The 15087-nt window shown below is 64.3% G+C and carries 15 protein-coding genes and 2 tRNA genes; all 17 read left to right on the top strand.

The features are described from left to right. Positions 1-106 precede the first annotated feature (106 nt). A complete protein-coding gene (locus HLH29_RS00650) occupies positions 107-391 on the top strand; it encodes an HU family DNA-binding protein (protein WP_012227333.1) in 285 nt (94 codons plus the stop codon). A 77-nt stretch (positions 392-468) separates the two neighbouring features. After that, positions 469-543, top strand: a tRNA-Val gene (locus tag HLH29_RS00645). Positions 544-656: 113 nt separating this feature from the next. Next, a tRNA-Asp gene (locus tag HLH29_RS00640) sits at positions 657-733 on the top strand. 286 nt (positions 734-1019) lie between these two features. Beyond that, a complete protein-coding gene (locus HLH29_RS00635) occupies positions 1020-1385 on the top strand; it encodes an NADH-quinone oxidoreductase subunit A (protein ID WP_182964075.1) in 366 nt (121 codons plus the stop codon). Between the two features lie 36 nt (positions 1386-1421). Next, positions 1422-1997 carry a NuoB/complex I 20 kDa subunit family protein gene (locus HLH29_RS00630; protein WP_182964074.1) on the top strand — a complete coding sequence of 192 codons (576 nt, stop codon included), beginning with the start codon at positions 1422-1424 and terminating at the stop codon, positions 1995-1997. Positions 1998-2043: 46 nt separating this feature from the next. Continuing rightward, positions 2044-2655 (top strand): NADH-quinone oxidoreductase subunit C, encoded by a 612-nt coding sequence (locus HLH29_RS00625; protein WP_408871930.1) that lies wholly within the window; start codon positions 2044-2046, stop codon positions 2653-2655. Between the two features lie 52 nt (positions 2656-2707). After that, on the top strand, positions 2708-3958 hold the full coding sequence (locus HLH29_RS00620) for an NADH-quinone oxidoreductase subunit D (protein ID WP_182964072.1): 1251 nt from the start codon (positions 2708-2710) through the stop codon (positions 3956-3958). 5 nt (positions 3959-3963) lie between these two features. Continuing rightward, a complete protein-coding gene (locus tag HLH29_RS00615; protein WP_182964071.1) occupies positions 3964-4602 on the top strand; it encodes a complex I 24 kDa subunit family protein in 639 nt (212 codons plus the stop codon). A 15-nt stretch (positions 4603-4617) separates the two neighbouring features. Continuing rightward, on the top strand, positions 4618-5943 hold the full coding sequence (gene nuoF, locus HLH29_RS00610; RefSeq protein ID WP_182964070.1) for an NADH-quinone oxidoreductase subunit NuoF: 1326 nt from the start codon (positions 4618-4620) through the stop codon (positions 5941-5943). A 5-nt stretch (positions 5944-5948) separates the two neighbouring features. Beyond that, entirely contained in the window at positions 5949-8015 is a 2067-nt protein-coding gene (nuoG, locus tag HLH29_RS00605; protein WP_182964069.1) for an NADH-quinone oxidoreductase subunit NuoG, read from the top strand. A gap of 6 nt (positions 8016-8021) precedes the next feature. Then, on the top strand, positions 8022-9047 hold the full coding sequence (nuoH, locus tag HLH29_RS00600) for an NADH-quinone oxidoreductase subunit NuoH (RefSeq protein WP_182964068.1): 1026 nt from the start codon (positions 8022-8024) through the stop codon (positions 9045-9047). Continuing rightward, the gene (gene nuoI, locus HLH29_RS00595) at positions 9047-9535 is read left to right on the top strand and encodes an NADH-quinone oxidoreductase subunit NuoI (RefSeq protein ID WP_182949729.1); all 489 of its coding nucleotides are present in this window, start codon (positions 9047-9049) and stop codon (positions 9533-9535) included. The genes nuoH and nuoI overlap by 1 nt, the downstream gene beginning before the upstream one ends. 60 nt (positions 9536-9595) lie before the next feature. Beyond that, positions 9596-10360 (top strand): NADH-quinone oxidoreductase subunit J, encoded by a 765-nt coding sequence (locus tag HLH29_RS00590; RefSeq protein ID WP_182964067.1) that lies wholly within the window; start codon positions 9596-9598, stop codon positions 10358-10360. Then, on the top strand, positions 10357-10680 hold the full coding sequence (gene nuoK / locus HLH29_RS00585) for an NADH-quinone oxidoreductase subunit NuoK (RefSeq protein WP_012227311.1): 324 nt from the start codon (positions 10357-10359) through the stop codon (positions 10678-10680). Before HLH29_RS00590 ends, nuoK begins: the two co-directional genes overlap by 4 nt. A 7-nt stretch (positions 10681-10687) precedes the next feature. Beyond that, complete coding sequence (gene nuoL, locus HLH29_RS00580; protein WP_182964066.1) at positions 10688-12628, top strand: NADH-quinone oxidoreductase subunit L; 1941 nt, start codon at positions 10688-10690, stop codon at positions 12626-12628. A 23-nt stretch (positions 12629-12651) separates the two neighbouring features. Further along, the gene (gene nuoN / locus HLH29_RS00575) at positions 12652-14076 is read left to right on the top strand and encodes an NADH-quinone oxidoreductase subunit NuoN (RefSeq protein WP_182964065.1); all 1425 of its coding nucleotides are present in this window, start codon (positions 12652-12654) and stop codon (positions 14074-14076) included. Beyond that, complete coding sequence (locus HLH29_RS00570; protein ID WP_338030142.1) at positions 14073-14858, top strand: biotin--[acetyl-CoA-carboxylase] ligase; 786 nt, start codon at positions 14073-14075, stop codon at positions 14856-14858. Before nuoN ends, HLH29_RS00570 begins: the two co-directional genes overlap by 4 nt. Positions 14859-15087 lie beyond the last annotated feature (229 nt).

Genomic DNA, 15087 nt, shown 5'->3' with positions numbered 1-15087 from the left:
GCGGTGTGCTCGGTTGACGCGGCAAAAAACGGCTGCATAGTGCGGGCCAATGCGGCGTTGGCGGGAGCTCGGTTCCGGCGCGTGCACAGAGAAAGAAAGGCGTAAAATGGAGAAGCCACTTAACAAGCAGGAACTCGTCGCCGCTGTGGCCGATGATGCCGATCTGCCCAAGGCGAAGGCTGGCGAAGTGGTCGACGCCGTGTTCAGTGCGATCGAGAAGGCCCTGTCGAAGAAGCAGGAAGTCCGTCTGGTGGGCTTCGGGACCTTCGTGACGGCGACCCGCAAGGCAGCCAAGGGCCGCAATCCCCGCACCGGCGAGGAAATCGACATTCCGGCTTCGACCTCGGTTCGCTTCAAGCCGGGCAAGAACCTGAAGGAAGCCGTGAGCTGATCACGCGCTGATGTGACCGGAGCAGGCGGCCTGTCCGCCTGTTCCCCGGCTGGCCCTGGCGGGCCAGCCCTGTCTTGGGGCGATTAGCTCAGCGGTAGAGCGTCTCGTTTACACCGAGAGGGTCGGCGGTTCGATCCCGTCATCGCCCACCATGATGCCGGCCCGGTGCCGGATGATTGTCCTGCTTCGTCGGCATACCGGACAAAATGACAATCGTCTGGTTGACGCGTCCCGGCTGCATGGTTAAACACCGCCTCACGCCTTCGCGGGTGTAGCTCAGTTGGTTAGAGCGCCGGCCTGTCACGCCGGAGGTCGCGGGTTCGAGCCCCGTCACTCGCGCCATGGTCGTTTCATGTTTAATAATGATCGACCGTATGGCACCTGTTAAAGGTGCATCTTCCCAATAATCGGATCTGGCCCGGCTTCCAATATTTTGGTCCGGGAAAAGACAGGTCGTCCCTAACGCGCATATCCGTATAGCGTATTCATCATCACGGGAATGTTCATCCCCCGATGGCGCGTCGCGGTCTGGTCGCGTCCGGACGATGGGTCTAACCTCCTGACCATGACGACGCCCTGTTCGTCATGACGCCCGCGGCAAGCGGGCCATCAGTCAGGGAGACGCGCCATGAATTCCGTTCTTGCGGATTATTTTCCAGTTCTGGTTTTCGGTGTTCTGGCGGTGGTGATCGCCGGCGCGATGCTGGGAAGCTCCCTGCTCTTCGGTCATCAGAAGCCCTATGCCGAGAAGGTCTCGGCCTATGAATGCGGGTTCGAGGCATTCGACGATGCGCGGCATCGTTTCGATGTCCGGTTCTATCTGGTGGCGATCCTGTTCATCATCTTCGACCTTGAAGTCGCCTTTCTTTTCCCCTGGGCGGTCAGCCTGTCGCGGATCGGCCTGTTCGGCTTCCTGTCGATGATGGGGTTCCTGGGCATTCTGACGGTGGGGTTCATCTATGAATGGTGCAAGGGTGCCCTGGACTGGGATTGAGCGGCGCTGGGATCGCGTGAGGGGAGGAGACGAGGCATGAGTATCGCTGATGCGACAGGTGACGGGCAGGGCGCGATCGCCTGGAACCGGGACATGCTGCCCCCCGGGCCGGAGCAGGATGCCGTCATCAAGGGGATTACCGGCGAGATCACCGAGAAGGGGTTCGTCGTCGCCAACCTCGACAAGCTGGTCAATTGGGGCCGCACCGGCAGCTTGTGGCCGATGTCCTTCGGGTTGGCCTGCTGCGCGGTGGAAATGATCCACGCCTACATGCCGCGCTATGATCTGGACCGGATGGGCATCATTCCGCGCGGGTCGCCGCGCCAGTCGGACGTGATGATCGTGGCCGGAACCCTGACCAACAAGATGGCGCCGGCCCTGCGCCGCGTCTACGACCAGATGGCCGAGCCGCGCTGGGTGATCTCGATGGGGTCCTGCGCCAATGGCGGCGGCTATTACCATTATTCCTATTCCGTGGTGCGCGGATGCGACCGGATCGTGCCGGTGGACGTGTACGTTCCCGGCTGCCCGCCGACGGCCGAGGCGCTGATCTACGGCATCCTGCAATTGCAGAAGAAAATCCGCAGGACAGGGACGATTCTCCGTGGCTGAACCGGGCACCGAACTGACGACCCAGCAGGCCCAGTCGCGTGGCGCGCTGGGGTCCTTGGCCTTCGCGCTGTCGACGAGCGTGCCGGGTATCCATTCCGCCGCGATCGAGGATGGCGAACTGGTCGTGCGGACCAGCCGCGACCGGTTGCTGGCGCTGATGGGGTTGCTGCGCGACGATCCGCGTTATGCCTGCGAACAGATGATGGATCTGTGCGGTGTCGATTATCCGGCGCGGGCGGAGCGATTCGAGGTTGTCTACAATCTGCTGTCGGTGACGCGTAACCACCGGGTCCGCGTCATCGTGACCACGGATGAGACCAATCCGGTGCCGTCGGTGCATCATCTGTGGCCCTGTGCCACGTGGTGGGAGCGCGAGTGCTACGATCTGTTCGGGGTCCTGTTCTCGGGCCAGCCGGATCTGCGCCGTATCCTGACCGATTACGGGTTCGAGGGGCATCCGCTGCGCAAGGACTTCCCGCTGACCGGCTATGTCGAGATGCGGTACGACGAGGATCGTCGTCAGGTGGTCTACGAGCCGGTGAAGCTGACGCAGGATTTCCGCAATTTCGATTTCGAATCGCCGTGGGAGGGCATCCTGACCCTGCCGGGCGACGAGAAGGCGCATGAATCCCGCCAGGGGCTGAAGTTGCCGCGATGACGGGACCATCCAGACATATGGCGAGGGCGCGCAAGGTGAGGGAGAGCGGACGATGAGCGACATTGTCCTTCACGAGGATATTCCGGAAGAGCTGCTGTCGGCTGACGCGGCGGCCAAGGCGGAAATCCGGACCGTGGAGATCGATTCCCACGCCCTGAATTTCGGCCCGCAGCACCCGTCGGCCCATGGTGTGCTGCGCCTGGTGCTGGAGATGGAAGGCGAAGTCGTCGCCCGCGCCATTCCGCATATCGGGCTGCTGCATCGCGGCACCGAGAAGCTGATCGAATACAAGACCTATCCCAAGGCGCTGCCTTATTTCGATCGGCTCGATTACGTCTCGCCGATGTGCGAGGAACAGGCTTTCGCGCTGGCGACGGAGAAGCTGCTGGGGATCGAGATCCCCGACCGCGCGAAATGGATTCGCGTGATGTTCGCCGAAATGACGCGCATCCTGAACCATATCCTGAACCTGACCTCGTTCGGGCTCGATTGCGGCGCGCTGACCCCGGCGCTGTGGGGGTATGAAGAGCGCGAAAAGCTGATCGAGTTCTACGAGGCGGCGTCAGGCGCGCGCTTCCATGCCAATTATTTCCGCCCGGGTGGGGTCGCGCGCGACCTGCCGGCGGGGCTGGAAGAGCGGATCGCGGAATGGGCGCGGCAGTTCCCGCGCTGGATCGACGATCTGGAAACGCTGCTGACCAACAACCGGATCTGGAAGCAGCGGACGGTCGGGATCGGCGTGTTCACCACCGAGCAGGCGCTGGCCTGGGGGTTCAGCGGCCCCTGTCTGCGCGCTTCGGGCGTGCCGTGGGATCTGCGCCGCGCGCAGCCGTATGACAATTACGACAAGGTGACGTTCAACATCCCCGTCACGCGCCAGGGCGACTGCTACGATCGCTATCTGGTCCGTGTGGCCGAGATGCGCGAGAGCGTGAAGATCGTCGAGCAGTGCCTGGCGCAGATCAAGCCGGGGCCGGTCAAGATTCAGGACCACAAGATCACCCCGCCGCCGCGCCGGGAGATGAAGCGGTCGATGGAAGCTTTGATCCATCATTTCAAGCTGTTCACCGAAGGGTACCACGTGCCGCCGGGCGCGACCTATACTTCGGTCGAAAGCCCCAAGGGCGAGTTCGGGGTCTATCTGGTCGCGGACGGCAGCAACCGGCCCTACCGGTGCAAGATCCGGCCCACGGGCTTTGCCCATCTGCAGGCGATCGACGAGATGTCGCGCCGCCACATGCTGGCCGACGCGGTCGCGATCATCGGGTCGCTGGACCTGGTGTTCGGCGAGATAGACAGGTGACAGAGATGTCCGCTCATTCCCCCATCGATCAGATCGAACAGCCCGCCACCTTTGCCTTCGATGCCGAGAGCGAAGAGCAGATCGCGGCGATCCTGGCCAAATATCCGCCCGAGCGTAAGGCCAGCGGCACGCTCCCGCTCCTGTATGTCGTGCAGAAGCAGATGGGCCGGCAGACGGGCAGCGCCTGGGTGCCGCGCGTGGCGATGGACGAGATCGCGCGCCGGCTGGAGGTTGCGCCGATCCGTGTCTATGAGGTGGCGACCTTCTACCTGATGTTCAATACCAGGCCGATCGGGCGGTATCATCTTCAGGTCTGCACCACGACTTCGTGCTGGCTGCGTGGCTCGGACGATGTGGTCGCGGCCTGCAAGAAGGCGACCGGGATTGCCGGTTTCGGCCAGTCGAGCGCCGACGGGCTGTTTACCCTGACCGAGGTGGAGTGCCTGGGTGCCTGCGCCAATGCGCCGATCCTGCAGGTTGATGATGATTTCTACGAGGATCTGGACGGGCCGCGCACGATCGAGCTGATCGAGGCGCTGCGTCGTGGCGAACGCCCGACGCCGGGACCGACGATCGACCGGGTGAGCTCGGCACCGGAAGGTGGGCGCAAGACGCTGACGGATAGTCCGGCGAAACAGGGCTGAGCGGGAGAGACGGCAATGCTTCAGGATAAAGACCGGATCTTCACCAACCTGTATGGTCAGAATGACTGGCGCCTGGCCGGGGCGCGCCAGCGCGGCGACTGGGATGGCACCGCCGAGATCCTGGCGCGTGGCCGGGACGCCATCGTCAACGAGATGAAGGGCTCCGGCCTGCGTGGCCGGGGTGGGGCGGGCTTTCCGACCGGTGTCAAATGGTCGTTCATGCCGAAAAATTCGGACGGACGCCCGCATTACCTGGTCATCAATGGCGACGAGTCCGAACCGGGGACCTGCAAGGACCGCGAAATCCTGCGGCACGAGCCGCACAAGCTGATCGAGAGCGCGCTGATTGCGTCGTTCGCGATGGGCGCGCATGCGGCTTATATTTATATCCGCGGCGAGTTTTTCAATGAGGCGCGTCATCTGCAGATTGCGATCGACGAGGCCTATGCGGCCGGGCTGATCGGCAGGAATGCCGCCGGGTCGGGCTGGGATTTCGATTTCTACATTCATCGGGGTGCCGGCGCCTATATCTGCGGCGAGGAAACCGCGCTGCTGGAAAGCCTTGAGGGCAAGAAGGGGCAGCCGCGCATGAAGCCGCCCTTTCCGGCGGCGATGGGCCTGTATGGCTGCCCGACGACGGTCAACAATGTCGAGAGCATCGCGGTGTCGTCCACCATCCTGCGGCGCGGGGCCTCGTGGTTCTCGGCGCTGGGGCGGCCGAACAATGCGGGCACCAAGCTGATGGCCATTTCGGGCCATGTGAATACGCCCTGCGTGTTCGAGGAAGAGCTGGGCGTGCCGCTGAAGGACATCATCGAGAAGCATGGCGGCGGGGTGCGCGGCGGCTGGGACAATCTGCTGGCGGTGATCCCCGGCGGGTGTTCGGTGCCGCTACTGCCGGCGTCGGTCTGCGAAACGGTGCTGATGGATTATGACAGCCTGCGCGCCGAGCGCTCGGGCCTGGGCACTGCCTGCATGATCGTGATGGACAAATCGACCGACATCATCAAGGCGATCGCCCGGTTCTCGCAATTCTTCAAGCATGAGAGCTGCGGCCAGTGCACACCGTGCCGCGAGGGTACCGGCTGGATGATGCGGGTGATGAACCGGATGGTCGAGGGGCGGGCGGAGATCGAGGAAATCGACATGCTCGAACAGGTGACGCGCCAGGTCGAGGGCCACACGATCTGCGCGCTGGGTGATGCCGCCGCGTGGCCGATCCAGGGGCTGATCCGGCATTTCCGCCCGGTGATGGAAGAGCGGATTATGGCCTACAAGGCGGCCCATGGCGGTGGGCGGATTACGCAGGTGCCGCTCGGTATTCCTGTGGCGGCGGAGTAAGGGCGATGGTGAAAGTAACCGTCGACGGGATCGTGGTCGACGTTCCCAACGGGTCCAGCGCGCTGCAGGCGTGCGAGGCGGCCGGCAAGGAAATCCCGCGCTTCTGTTTCCATGAGCGTCTGTCGGTCGCCGGCAATTGCCGCATGTGCCTGGTGCAGGTGGTGCGGGCACCCAAGCCGGTGGCGTCCTGCGGCTTTCCGGTGGCGGAAGGGATGGAAATCCTGACCGACACCGAGATCGTGCGCAAGGCGCGGCGGGCGGTGATGGAATTCCTGCTGATCAACCATCCGCTGGATTGCCCGATCTGCGACCAGGGTGGCGAATGCGACCTGCAGGATCAGGCGTTCGGCTATGGCGCCGATCACTCGCGCTATCAGGAAGCCAAGCGCGCGGTGACGGACAAATATCTCGGCCCGCTGGTCAAGACCGTGATGACGCGCTGCATCCAGTGCACGCGCTGCATCCGTTTCGCGACCGAGATCGCGGGCGTGCCCGAACTGGGCGCGGTCTCGCGCGGCGAAAACATGGAAGTCACCAATTACGTCGAGAAGGCGCTGACCTCCGAACTGTCGGGCAATCTGATCGACATCTGCCCGGTGGGGGCCCTGACCTCCAAGCCTTATGCCTTCACCGCCCGGCCGTGGGAGCTGAAGCGGACGGACTCCATCGATGTCAGCGACGCGGTGGGCGCCAATATCAGCCTGCATGTGCGCGGCACCGCCGTGCTGCGGGCCGTGCCGCGCGTCAATGACGCCGTGAACGAGGAGTGGCTGGCCGACAAGGGGCGGTTCTCGGTCGATGGGCTGAAACATCGCCGGCTGGACCGGCCCTGGGTGCGGGTCCATGGCAAGTTGCAGGCCGTGTCGTGGCAGGACGCGTTCGTGGCCATCGGCAAGCGGCTGGAGGGCGTGGCGGGCGACCGGATCGGGGCGATTGCCGGTGATCTGTGCGATGCCGAGAGCCTGCTTGCGCTGAAGGACCTGATGACGGCGCTGGGTTCGCCCAATATCGACTGTCGCCAGGATGGCGCGGATTACGATCTGTCGCACCGGGCCTATTACACGTTCGGCACCACCATTGCCGGGATCGAGGATGCCGACGCGCTGCTGATCGTGGGGTCGATCCCGCGCCAGGAAGCGCCGGTGCTGAATGCGCGTATCCGCAAGCGTTTCCTTGCGGCGGGCCGGGGTGAGTTCCCGATCGGGCTGATCGGCGCGCCGACGGCGGACCCGACCTACAAGGCGGAATTGCTGGGTGAGGGGCCGGAGGTGCTGGCAGCCCTGCGGGATGGCACGCATCCTTTCGCCGAGGTGCTGAAGGCGGCGAAGACGCCGATGATCATCGTCGGGCATGGCGCGCTGACGCGGCCGGATGCGCGGGCGATCCTGGCTTCGACCTGGGCGCTGGCGGCCGAGACGGGCGTGGTCGGGGCTGGGTGGAACGGCTTCAACGTGCTGCATCGCGCGGCGAGCCGCGTCGCCGGGCTGGATCTGGGGCTGGTGCCGGGCAAGGGCGGGCGCAGCGCCGCCGGAATGATGAGCGGCGGCGTCGATGTGCTGTGGCTGCTGGGGGCGGACGAGTTCCATACCGCGCAGATCGGGCCGCAAACATTCGTCATCTATCAGGGCCATCATGGCGATGCGGCGGCGGTGCGGGCGGATGTGATCCTGCCCGGCGCGACCTATGCCGAGAAGTCCGGCACCTATGTGAATACCGAGGGGCGGGTCCAGCGGTCGTTCCGGGCGGTCATGCCGCCCGGCGACGCGCGCGAGGACTGGCGCATCCTGCGCGCCTTCTCCGAGGTTGTAGGCCATACGCTGCCCTATGACACGGTGGAGATGCTGCGGGAGCGGCTGGCCACGGTCAATCCGGTCTTCCGGGTGATTGGCGGGCTGGATGCGGTGGACGCGTCGGCGCTGCCGGGGCCGATGGGCGCCGGCGCGGTGTCGTCGGCGCCGTTCCGCCCGGTCTTCGACGATTATTATCAGACGGATCCGATCTGCCGGGCCAGCCCGACGATGGGTGAGTGTTCGCGGATCTATGTCCATCCCCGGACCGTGGCGGCGGAGTAAGGCGACGTGGCGCATTTCTTTCTGCACACACTGATCGGCCAGGTGATCCTGACGGTTCTCGAGGCGCTGGCCGTTCTGGTGCCGCTTCTGCTGGGCGTGGCCTATCTGACGCTGGCCGAACGCAAGGTCATGGCGGCGATGCAACTGCGCAAGGGGCCGAACGTCAACGGCCCGTTCGGCGTGCTGCAGGCCTTCGCCGACGCGATCAAGATGATCACCAAGGAAACCGTGATCCCGTCCGGGGCCAACCGGTTCCTGTTCCTGTTCGCGCCGTTCCTGACCTTTTCGCTGGCCATGACCGCCTGGGCGGTCATCCCCACCAATGACGGCTGGGCGGTGGCCAATATCAATGTCGGGGTTCTCTACCTGCTCGCCATCTCCTCGCTGGGTGTCTACGGTGTGCTGATCGCGGGTTGGGCGTCGAATTCGAAATATGCCTTCCTCGGCGGCCTCCGTGCGGCGGCGCAGATGGTGTCGTATGAGGTGTCGATCGGCCTGGTGATCGTGTCGGTGCTGCTGGCGGTGGGCAGCCTGAACCTGAACGATATCGTGCTGGCGCAGCGCCATGTCTGGTTCTGCCTGCCGATGTTCCCGATGTTCATCATCTTCTTCATCTCGGCGCTGGCGGAAACCAACCGCGCGCCGTTCGACCTGCCCGAGGGCGAGAGTGAACTGGTGGCCGGCTTCTTCGTCGAATATTCGGCGCTGGCCTTCGGCCTCTTCTTCCTTGGCGAATATGCCAACATGTTCCTGATGTCGGGGATGGTCAGCATCCTGTTCCTCGGTGGCTGGCTGCCGCCGATCGGGATCGCGCCCTTTACCTGGATACCGGGGCCGCTGTGGCTGATCGCGAAAATCCTGTTCTGCCTGTTCGTCTTCATCTGGGTGCGCGCGACATTCCCGCGCTACCGCTACGACCAGCTGATGCGGCTGGGATGGAAAGTGTTCCTCCCGCTTTCGCTGGTGTGGATGGTGCTGACGGCGGGCTTTCTGCTGGCCACCGGGCTGTTGCCCCAGGGAGGAGCGAGCTGATGGGCACTCTTGACCGAACGGTCCGTTCCTTCCTGCTGGCCGAACTGGTGGCCGGCATGGGAGCGACGCTGCGGGCCTTCTTCAAACCCAAGGTGACGATCAACTATCCATACGAAAAGGGGCCGCTCTCGCCGCGTTTCCGTGGCGAACATGCGCTGCGCCGCTATCCGAACGGCGAGGAACGCTGCATTGCCTGCAAGCTGTGCGAGGCGACCTGCCCGGCCGAGGCGATCACGATCGAATCCGAACCGCGCGATGACGGGTCGCGGCGCACCACGCGCTACGACATCGACATGACGAAATGCATCTATTGCGGCCTGTGCGAGGAAGCCTGCCCGGTCGATGCGATCGTCGAGGGGCCGAACTATGAGTTCGCGACCGAGACGCGCGAGGAACTCATGTACAACAAGGACAAGCTGCTCGCCAACGGCGACCGCTGGGAGAGTGTCCTGGCACGACGGCTGGAACTCGATGCGCCCTATCGTTGAGGGAGAGGCCGGGACAGTGCGGCAGCGGGAGAAAAGAGCCATGCGGCAGGAAGGTCACCGATGATGACCCAAATCGTCTTCTACGTGTTCGCGACGGTACTGGTCCTGTCGGCCGGAATGGTGGTCAGCGCGCGTAATCCCGTTCACTCCGTGCTGTTTCTGATCCTGGCCTTTTTCAATGCTGCGGGTCTGTTTCTGGTCGCTGGGGCCGAATTCCTCGCGATGATCCTGGTCATCGTCTATGTCGGCGCCGTTGCGGTGCTGTTCCTGTTCGTCGTGATGATGCTCGATGTCCGCTTCGCGCAGATGCGGGAAGGATTGCAGCGTTACGCACCCTTCGGGGCGGCGGTGGGGCTGGTGCTGCTGGCCGAACTGGCGCTGGCCTTCAGCCACTGGCAGGTGGCGCAGGATATCGGGTCCGTGCCGCATGTGGTGGCGGCGCCGGGGCGGACCAATACCGCGGCGCTGGGTGACGTGCTGTATACGCATTACGTCTTCCTGTTCGAGGCGTGCGGCCTGGTGCTGCTGGTTGCGATGATCGGTGCCATCGTGCTGACGCTGCGCGAACGGCCGATGGGGCGCCGACAGAACATCGATCGCCAGCACGAACGCACGGCGGCGGATACGCTGACCATGATGACCGTGCCCCTGGGGCAGGGCGTGGCGGCCAATGGCGGTTTCCGCCGGCCGGAACATTCCTACTACATCGCGTCGGTTCCGGGGTCGTACGGGGTGACGGAAGAGCCCGTGCCCCAGGGCAAGTCGGTCGATGAGACCGGGCAGGGCGGGCTCGGTGCCGAGAATCATGGAGGGCTGGCGCAATGACCGGCGGATTGGGAAGCATCGGCATCGGGCCCTATCTGACGGTCAGTGCCATCCTGCTGGTTCTGGGTGTGTTCGGCATTTTCCTGAACCGCAAGAACGTCATCATCATCCTGATGTCGATCGAACTGATCCTGCTGTCGGCGAATTTGAATTTCGTCGCGTTTTCTTCCGCGCTCGGCGATCTGTCCGGGCAGGTCTTCACCCTGTTCGTCCTGACCATCGCGGCGGCTGAATCCGCCATCGGGCTGGCGATCGTGACGGTCTATTTCCGCAATCGCGGTTCGATCGAGGTCGAAGACATCACCATGATGAAGGGCTGAGCGGGCCATGCAAACGGCATCTACCCTTTTCGAGATCGCGGTCCTCGGACCCCTGTTCGCCTGCATGGTGGCGGGACTGTTCGGGCGGATGATAGGCGACGGGCCGGCCAAGGCGCTGACCACGTCCGTCATGGTGATCGCGGCCCTGTGCGGCAGCGGGGCGCTGCTCACCGCGATGCACGCCGGCGGCATGCCGGTCGTGGTGCAACTGGCGGACTGGATCCGCGCCGGCAGCTTCCACGCCGCCTGGACGCTGCGGCTGGATACGTTGTCGCTGTCGATGGTCGCCATGGTGACCGCGGTTTCGGCCCTCGTGCATATCTACAGCATCGGTTACATGGGGCATGAGACGACCCCGACCTATCGGTTCTTCTCGTATCTGTCGCTCTTCACCTTCGCCATGCTGATGCTGGTGACGTCGAACGACCTGATCCAGCTCTTCTTCGGCTGGGAAGGTGTGGGCCTCGCGAGCTATCTGCTGATCGGCTACTGGTACGACCGCCCGAGCGCCTGTGCCGCCGCGATCAAGGCCTTCGTGGTCAATCGCGTGGCCGATCTGTTCTTCATGGTCGGTATCGCGCTGCTGTTCGTCGAGTTCGGCTCGGTCACCTACGACAATATCTTTGCGCTGGTGCCGGCGCATGGCGACGATACCTATAGGCTGTTCGGCACGCACCGGATCTACGAGACGATATGCCTGCTGCTGTTCATCGGTGCGATGGGCAAGTCGGCGCAGCTTTTCCTGCACACCTGGCTGCCGGATGCGATGGAAGGCCCGACGCCGGTTTCCGCGCTGATCCATGCCGCGACCATGGTGACCGCAGGCGTGTTCCTGATGGCGCGGATGTCGCCGCTGGTGGAATTCGCACCCGACACCAAGGCCTTCATCCTCTTCATCGGGGCGACGACCTGCTTCTTTGCGGCCACAGTCGGGCTGGTGCAGCCGGATATCAAGCGCACGATCGCCTATTCGACCTGTTCGCAGCTTGGCTACATGTTCATGGCCGTCGGGGCCGGGGCCTATCAGGCGTCGATGTTCCATCTGACGACGCATGCCTTCTTCAAGGCGCTGCTGTTCCTGGGCGCGGGCTCGGTGATCCATGCCGTGCATGATGAGCAGAACATGTTCCGCATGGGCGGGCTGTGGAAGAAGATCCCGCTGACCTATGGCGCGATGTGGGTAGGCAGCCTGGCCCTGGCCGGCATCTTCCCCTTCGCCGGCTATTGGTCCAAGGACGCGATCCTGGAAGCCACATGGATGGCCCATAGCAGCCTCGGCTTCTATGGCTGGACGCTGGGCTGCGTCACGGCCTTCATTACCGCGCTGTATAGCTGGCGCCTGATCTTCCTGGTCTTCCACGGCGCGCCGCGCGATGCGCACCTGCATGAGGGCGCGCATGAAAGCCCGGCCTGGATGACGCTGCCGCTGGTCCTGCTCGGGGTGGGTGCCGTGCTGGCCGGCCTGCTGCTGGCGCCGTACTATGTCGGCGCGGGCCAGGAAGCCTTCTGGAACGGGGCGATCGTGAATGCGCCGGGCAATACCATCATCGCGACGCTGGAACAGACGCCGGAACTGATCGCGCTGGTGCCGACCTTTGCCGGTGTGCTGGGTATTCTGGTCGCTTATCTGTGCTACGTGGCCAGCCCTGCCATTCCGGTGTCGCTGGCGACCAGCCTGCGGCCGATCTACCTGTTCCTGCTGAACAAATGGTATTTCGACGAGCTGTATGACCATCTGTTCGTCCGGCCGTATCGGGCGCTTGCCAACCTGCTGTGGAAAGGCGTGGACGAAGAGGTGATCGAGGGGATTCCCCACGGTCTGGCCCGGATGACGGCGGGTACCGCCGCCCAGGCGGTGCGGACCCAGACCGGTTCGATCGCGATCTATGCCTTCACGATGCTGATCGGCCTGGTGGTGCTCGTCTCCACCCTGCTGGTCTTCCGTTGATCTCCGGGAACGGGTTTGAACCGATGAACTGGACACTTGCTCTGCCGGAAATCGTCCTGGCACTGTGCGGCCTCGCGATCCTCGTCTTCGGGGTGGTGCAGAAGAAGGGGCAGCCGTTCCTCGCCTGCTCCATGCTGACGATCGGCGCCTTCGTCCTGACCGCGTTCCTGGTCGTGATGTCGCCGGACGGGACCGGCTACAACCATATCTTCATCAATGACAGCTTTGCCCGCTTCATGAAGCTGCTCAGCCTGGCAGGCGGGGCGCTGGCGACGATGCTGACCGTGGGCTACGCGCGGGACCTGAAGGTGGAGCGGTTCGAATTCCCGGTCCTGCTGCTGTTCTCGACGCTGGGTACCATGATGATGGCGTCGTCGGGTAATCTGATGACGCTGTTCATCGGGCTGGAACTGTCGTCACTGGCCATCTACATCCTCTGCGCCTTCGCGCGGGACGATGTGCGGGGGGCCGAGGCGGGGCTGAAATATTTCGTGCTCGGGTCGCTGGCCTCGGGCCTGCTGCTCTATGGTTCGGCGCTGGTCTATGGCTTTGCCGGCACCATGGAATATGGGGCCATCCAGACGGCGCTCAGTGCTACCTCCGCCGTGCCGATGGGGCTGATGATCGGCATTGTGTTCATGCTGGCGGGGCTGACCTTCAAGCTGTCGGCGGTGCCATTCCATATGTGGACGCCTGATGTGTATCAGGGTGCGCCGACGCCGGTGACCGCCTTCATGGCCGGCGCGCCGAAGATCGCGGCCTTTGCGCTGCTGCTGCGGGTGATGGCGGGGCCGTTCGGCCATGTCGCGCCGCAATGGCAGATCCTGGTCGAGGCCATTGCGATCGTCTCGATGCTGTTCGGGTCGCTGGCGGCCATTCCGCAGACCGATATCAAGCGGCTGATGGCTTATTCCTCGATCGGCCATATGGGCTATGCGCTGATGGGCCTGTCGGCCGGGACCGAAGAGGGCATGCGCGGCACGCTGGTTTATCTGACCACCTATCTGCTGATGAATGTCGGGGCCTTTGCCGTGATCATCGCCATGCGCCGCAAGGGGCGCGCGGTGACCGGGATCGCCGACCTGGCCGGGCTGGGCCGTACCGATCCGGGGCTGGCCACCGCGATGGCGATCTTCATGTTCAGCATGGCGGGGGCGCCGCCGCTGGCCGGGTTCTTCGGCAAGCTGATGGTGTTCTATGCCGCGATCAATGCCCATCTGTTCGGGCTGGCGGCGGTTGGTGTCGTCAGCAGCGTGATCGGTGCCTATTATTATGTGCGTATCATCAAGGTGATGTTCTTCGATGAGGCGGCGGCGCCTCTCGACCGGCGGCCGCTGTCGCTGTCCTTCGTCTCGGTCGGGATGGGGGTTGCGACGGCCGGGTTCCTGATCGTGCTGGGTCCGGTTTCGACCGCGGCCCAGGCAGCGGCGCAGGCCCTGTTCAGGTGACGGTGGAGTTGGCGCCGGGTACGACCGCCTGGCGCCTCGAGATCCATGACGAGCTGGGCTCGACCTCCGATCACTGTATCGCGCGGGCTGGCGAGGGGGCGGAGGCGGGGCTGGCGGTCATGGCCCGTCGCCAGACCAGTGGCCGGGGGAGCCGGGGCCGCGACTGGCAGGACCCGGGCGGCAATCTGGCATTCTCGGTCCTGCTGCGTCCTGCCGAGGCGGATGGTGCGGTGGGGCTGTGGCCGTTTGTGGCCAGTCTGGCCTTTCACGGGGCGATCCTGCCGTGGATTCACGATCCGGCGCAGTTGCGGCTGAAATGGCCCAATGACCTGCTGCTGGCGGGATGTAAGACCGCCGGCATCCTGATCGAGCGTGGGAGCGATGCCACGGGACGCTGGCTGGTCATCGGGTTCGGGGCCAATCTGCGGGCCGTGCCCGCGATTGCCGGACGGAGTCTGGCCTGCGTCGCCGCCTATGGAACGGCCCCGGACCCCGAGATCGTGGCCCGTGCGATATGCGCCGAACTGGACCGCTGGCAGGCGGTGTGGCGCGCGGAGGGCTTTGCTTCGCTGCGTGCGGCATGGCTGGAACGCGCCCACCCGCCGGGCACCAGACTTGTGGTGCGCGGCGAAAGCGGGCAGGTAGAAGGTTCGTTCGTCGGCCTGGACGAGCAGGGGATGCTCCTGCTGCGCTGTGCCGATGGGCTGAAACGGATTTCGACCGGCGAAATCCTGTTGCTGGATCGCGACGCCGCCGGGGCGTCGGGCGGCACGGGAACCTGACAGCCGGTCTGGGTTTTAGGGTCGCATGGGTCCGATGATCGTCGAGCGGGAAGGATGATTCCCGGCTCCGATCTCATGGGACCAGGCGGCCGGACGCGGCGGGATTGCCCCAAAAGGGGGCGTTGGAGTCAGATGGACAGGATTGCTGTCCGCGAAGGGAGAGATGTCGGCAGGCCCGCCGCGGGCCATGCGGACCATCCCGACATGCATATTCCCATGAAGGGACTGT

Source organism: Gluconacetobacter tumulicola (genome assembly GCF_014174215.1).
GTDB lineage: Bacteria > Pseudomonadota > Alphaproteobacteria > Acetobacterales > Acetobacteraceae > Gluconacetobacter > Gluconacetobacter tumulicola.
The sequence above is the reverse complement of the archived record's forward strand: the minus strand, read 5'-3'. Positions and strand labels throughout refer to the sequence as shown.

Coding starts and splice junctions, on each gene's coding strand:
- nuoI (WP_182949729.1), top strand. CDS start 9,047: ATGGGCACTCTTGACCGAACGGTCCGTTCCTTCCTGCTGGCCGAACTG.
- nuoF (WP_182964070.1), top strand. CDS start 4,618: ATGCTTCAGGATAAAGACCGGATCTTCACCAACCTGTATGGTCAGAAT.
- HLH29_RS00635 (WP_182964075.1), top strand. CDS start 1,020: ATGAATTCCGTTCTTGCGGATTATTTTCCAGTTCTGGTTTTCGGTGTT.
- nuoL (WP_182964066.1), top strand. CDS start 10,688: ATGCAAACGGCATCTACCCTTTTCGAGATCGCGGTCCTCGGACCCCTG.
- nuoG (WP_182964069.1), top strand. CDS start 5,949: ATGGTGAAAGTAACCGTCGACGGGATCGTGGTCGACGTTCCCAACGGG.
- HLH29_RS00620 (WP_182964072.1), top strand. CDS start 2,708: ATGAGCGACATTGTCCTTCACGAGGATATTCCGGAAGAGCTGCTGTCG.
- HLH29_RS00590 (WP_182964067.1), top strand. CDS start 9,596: ATGATGACCCAAATCGTCTTCTACGTGTTCGCGACGGTACTGGTCCTG.
- nuoN (WP_182964065.1), top strand. CDS start 12,652: ATGAACTGGACACTTGCTCTGCCGGAAATCGTCCTGGCACTGTGCGGC.
- HLH29_RS00630 (WP_182964074.1), top strand. CDS start 1,422: ATGAGTATCGCTGATGCGACAGGTGACGGGCAGGGCGCGATCGCCTGG.
- HLH29_RS00615 (WP_182964071.1), top strand. CDS start 3,964: ATGTCCGCTCATTCCCCCATCGATCAGATCGAACAGCCCGCCACCTTT.
- HLH29_RS00650 (WP_012227333.1), top strand. CDS start 107: ATGGAGAAGCCACTTAACAAGCAGGAACTCGTCGCCGCTGTGGCCGAT.
- nuoK (WP_012227311.1), top strand. CDS start 10,357: ATGACCGGCGGATTGGGAAGCATCGGCATCGGGCCCTATCTGACGGTC.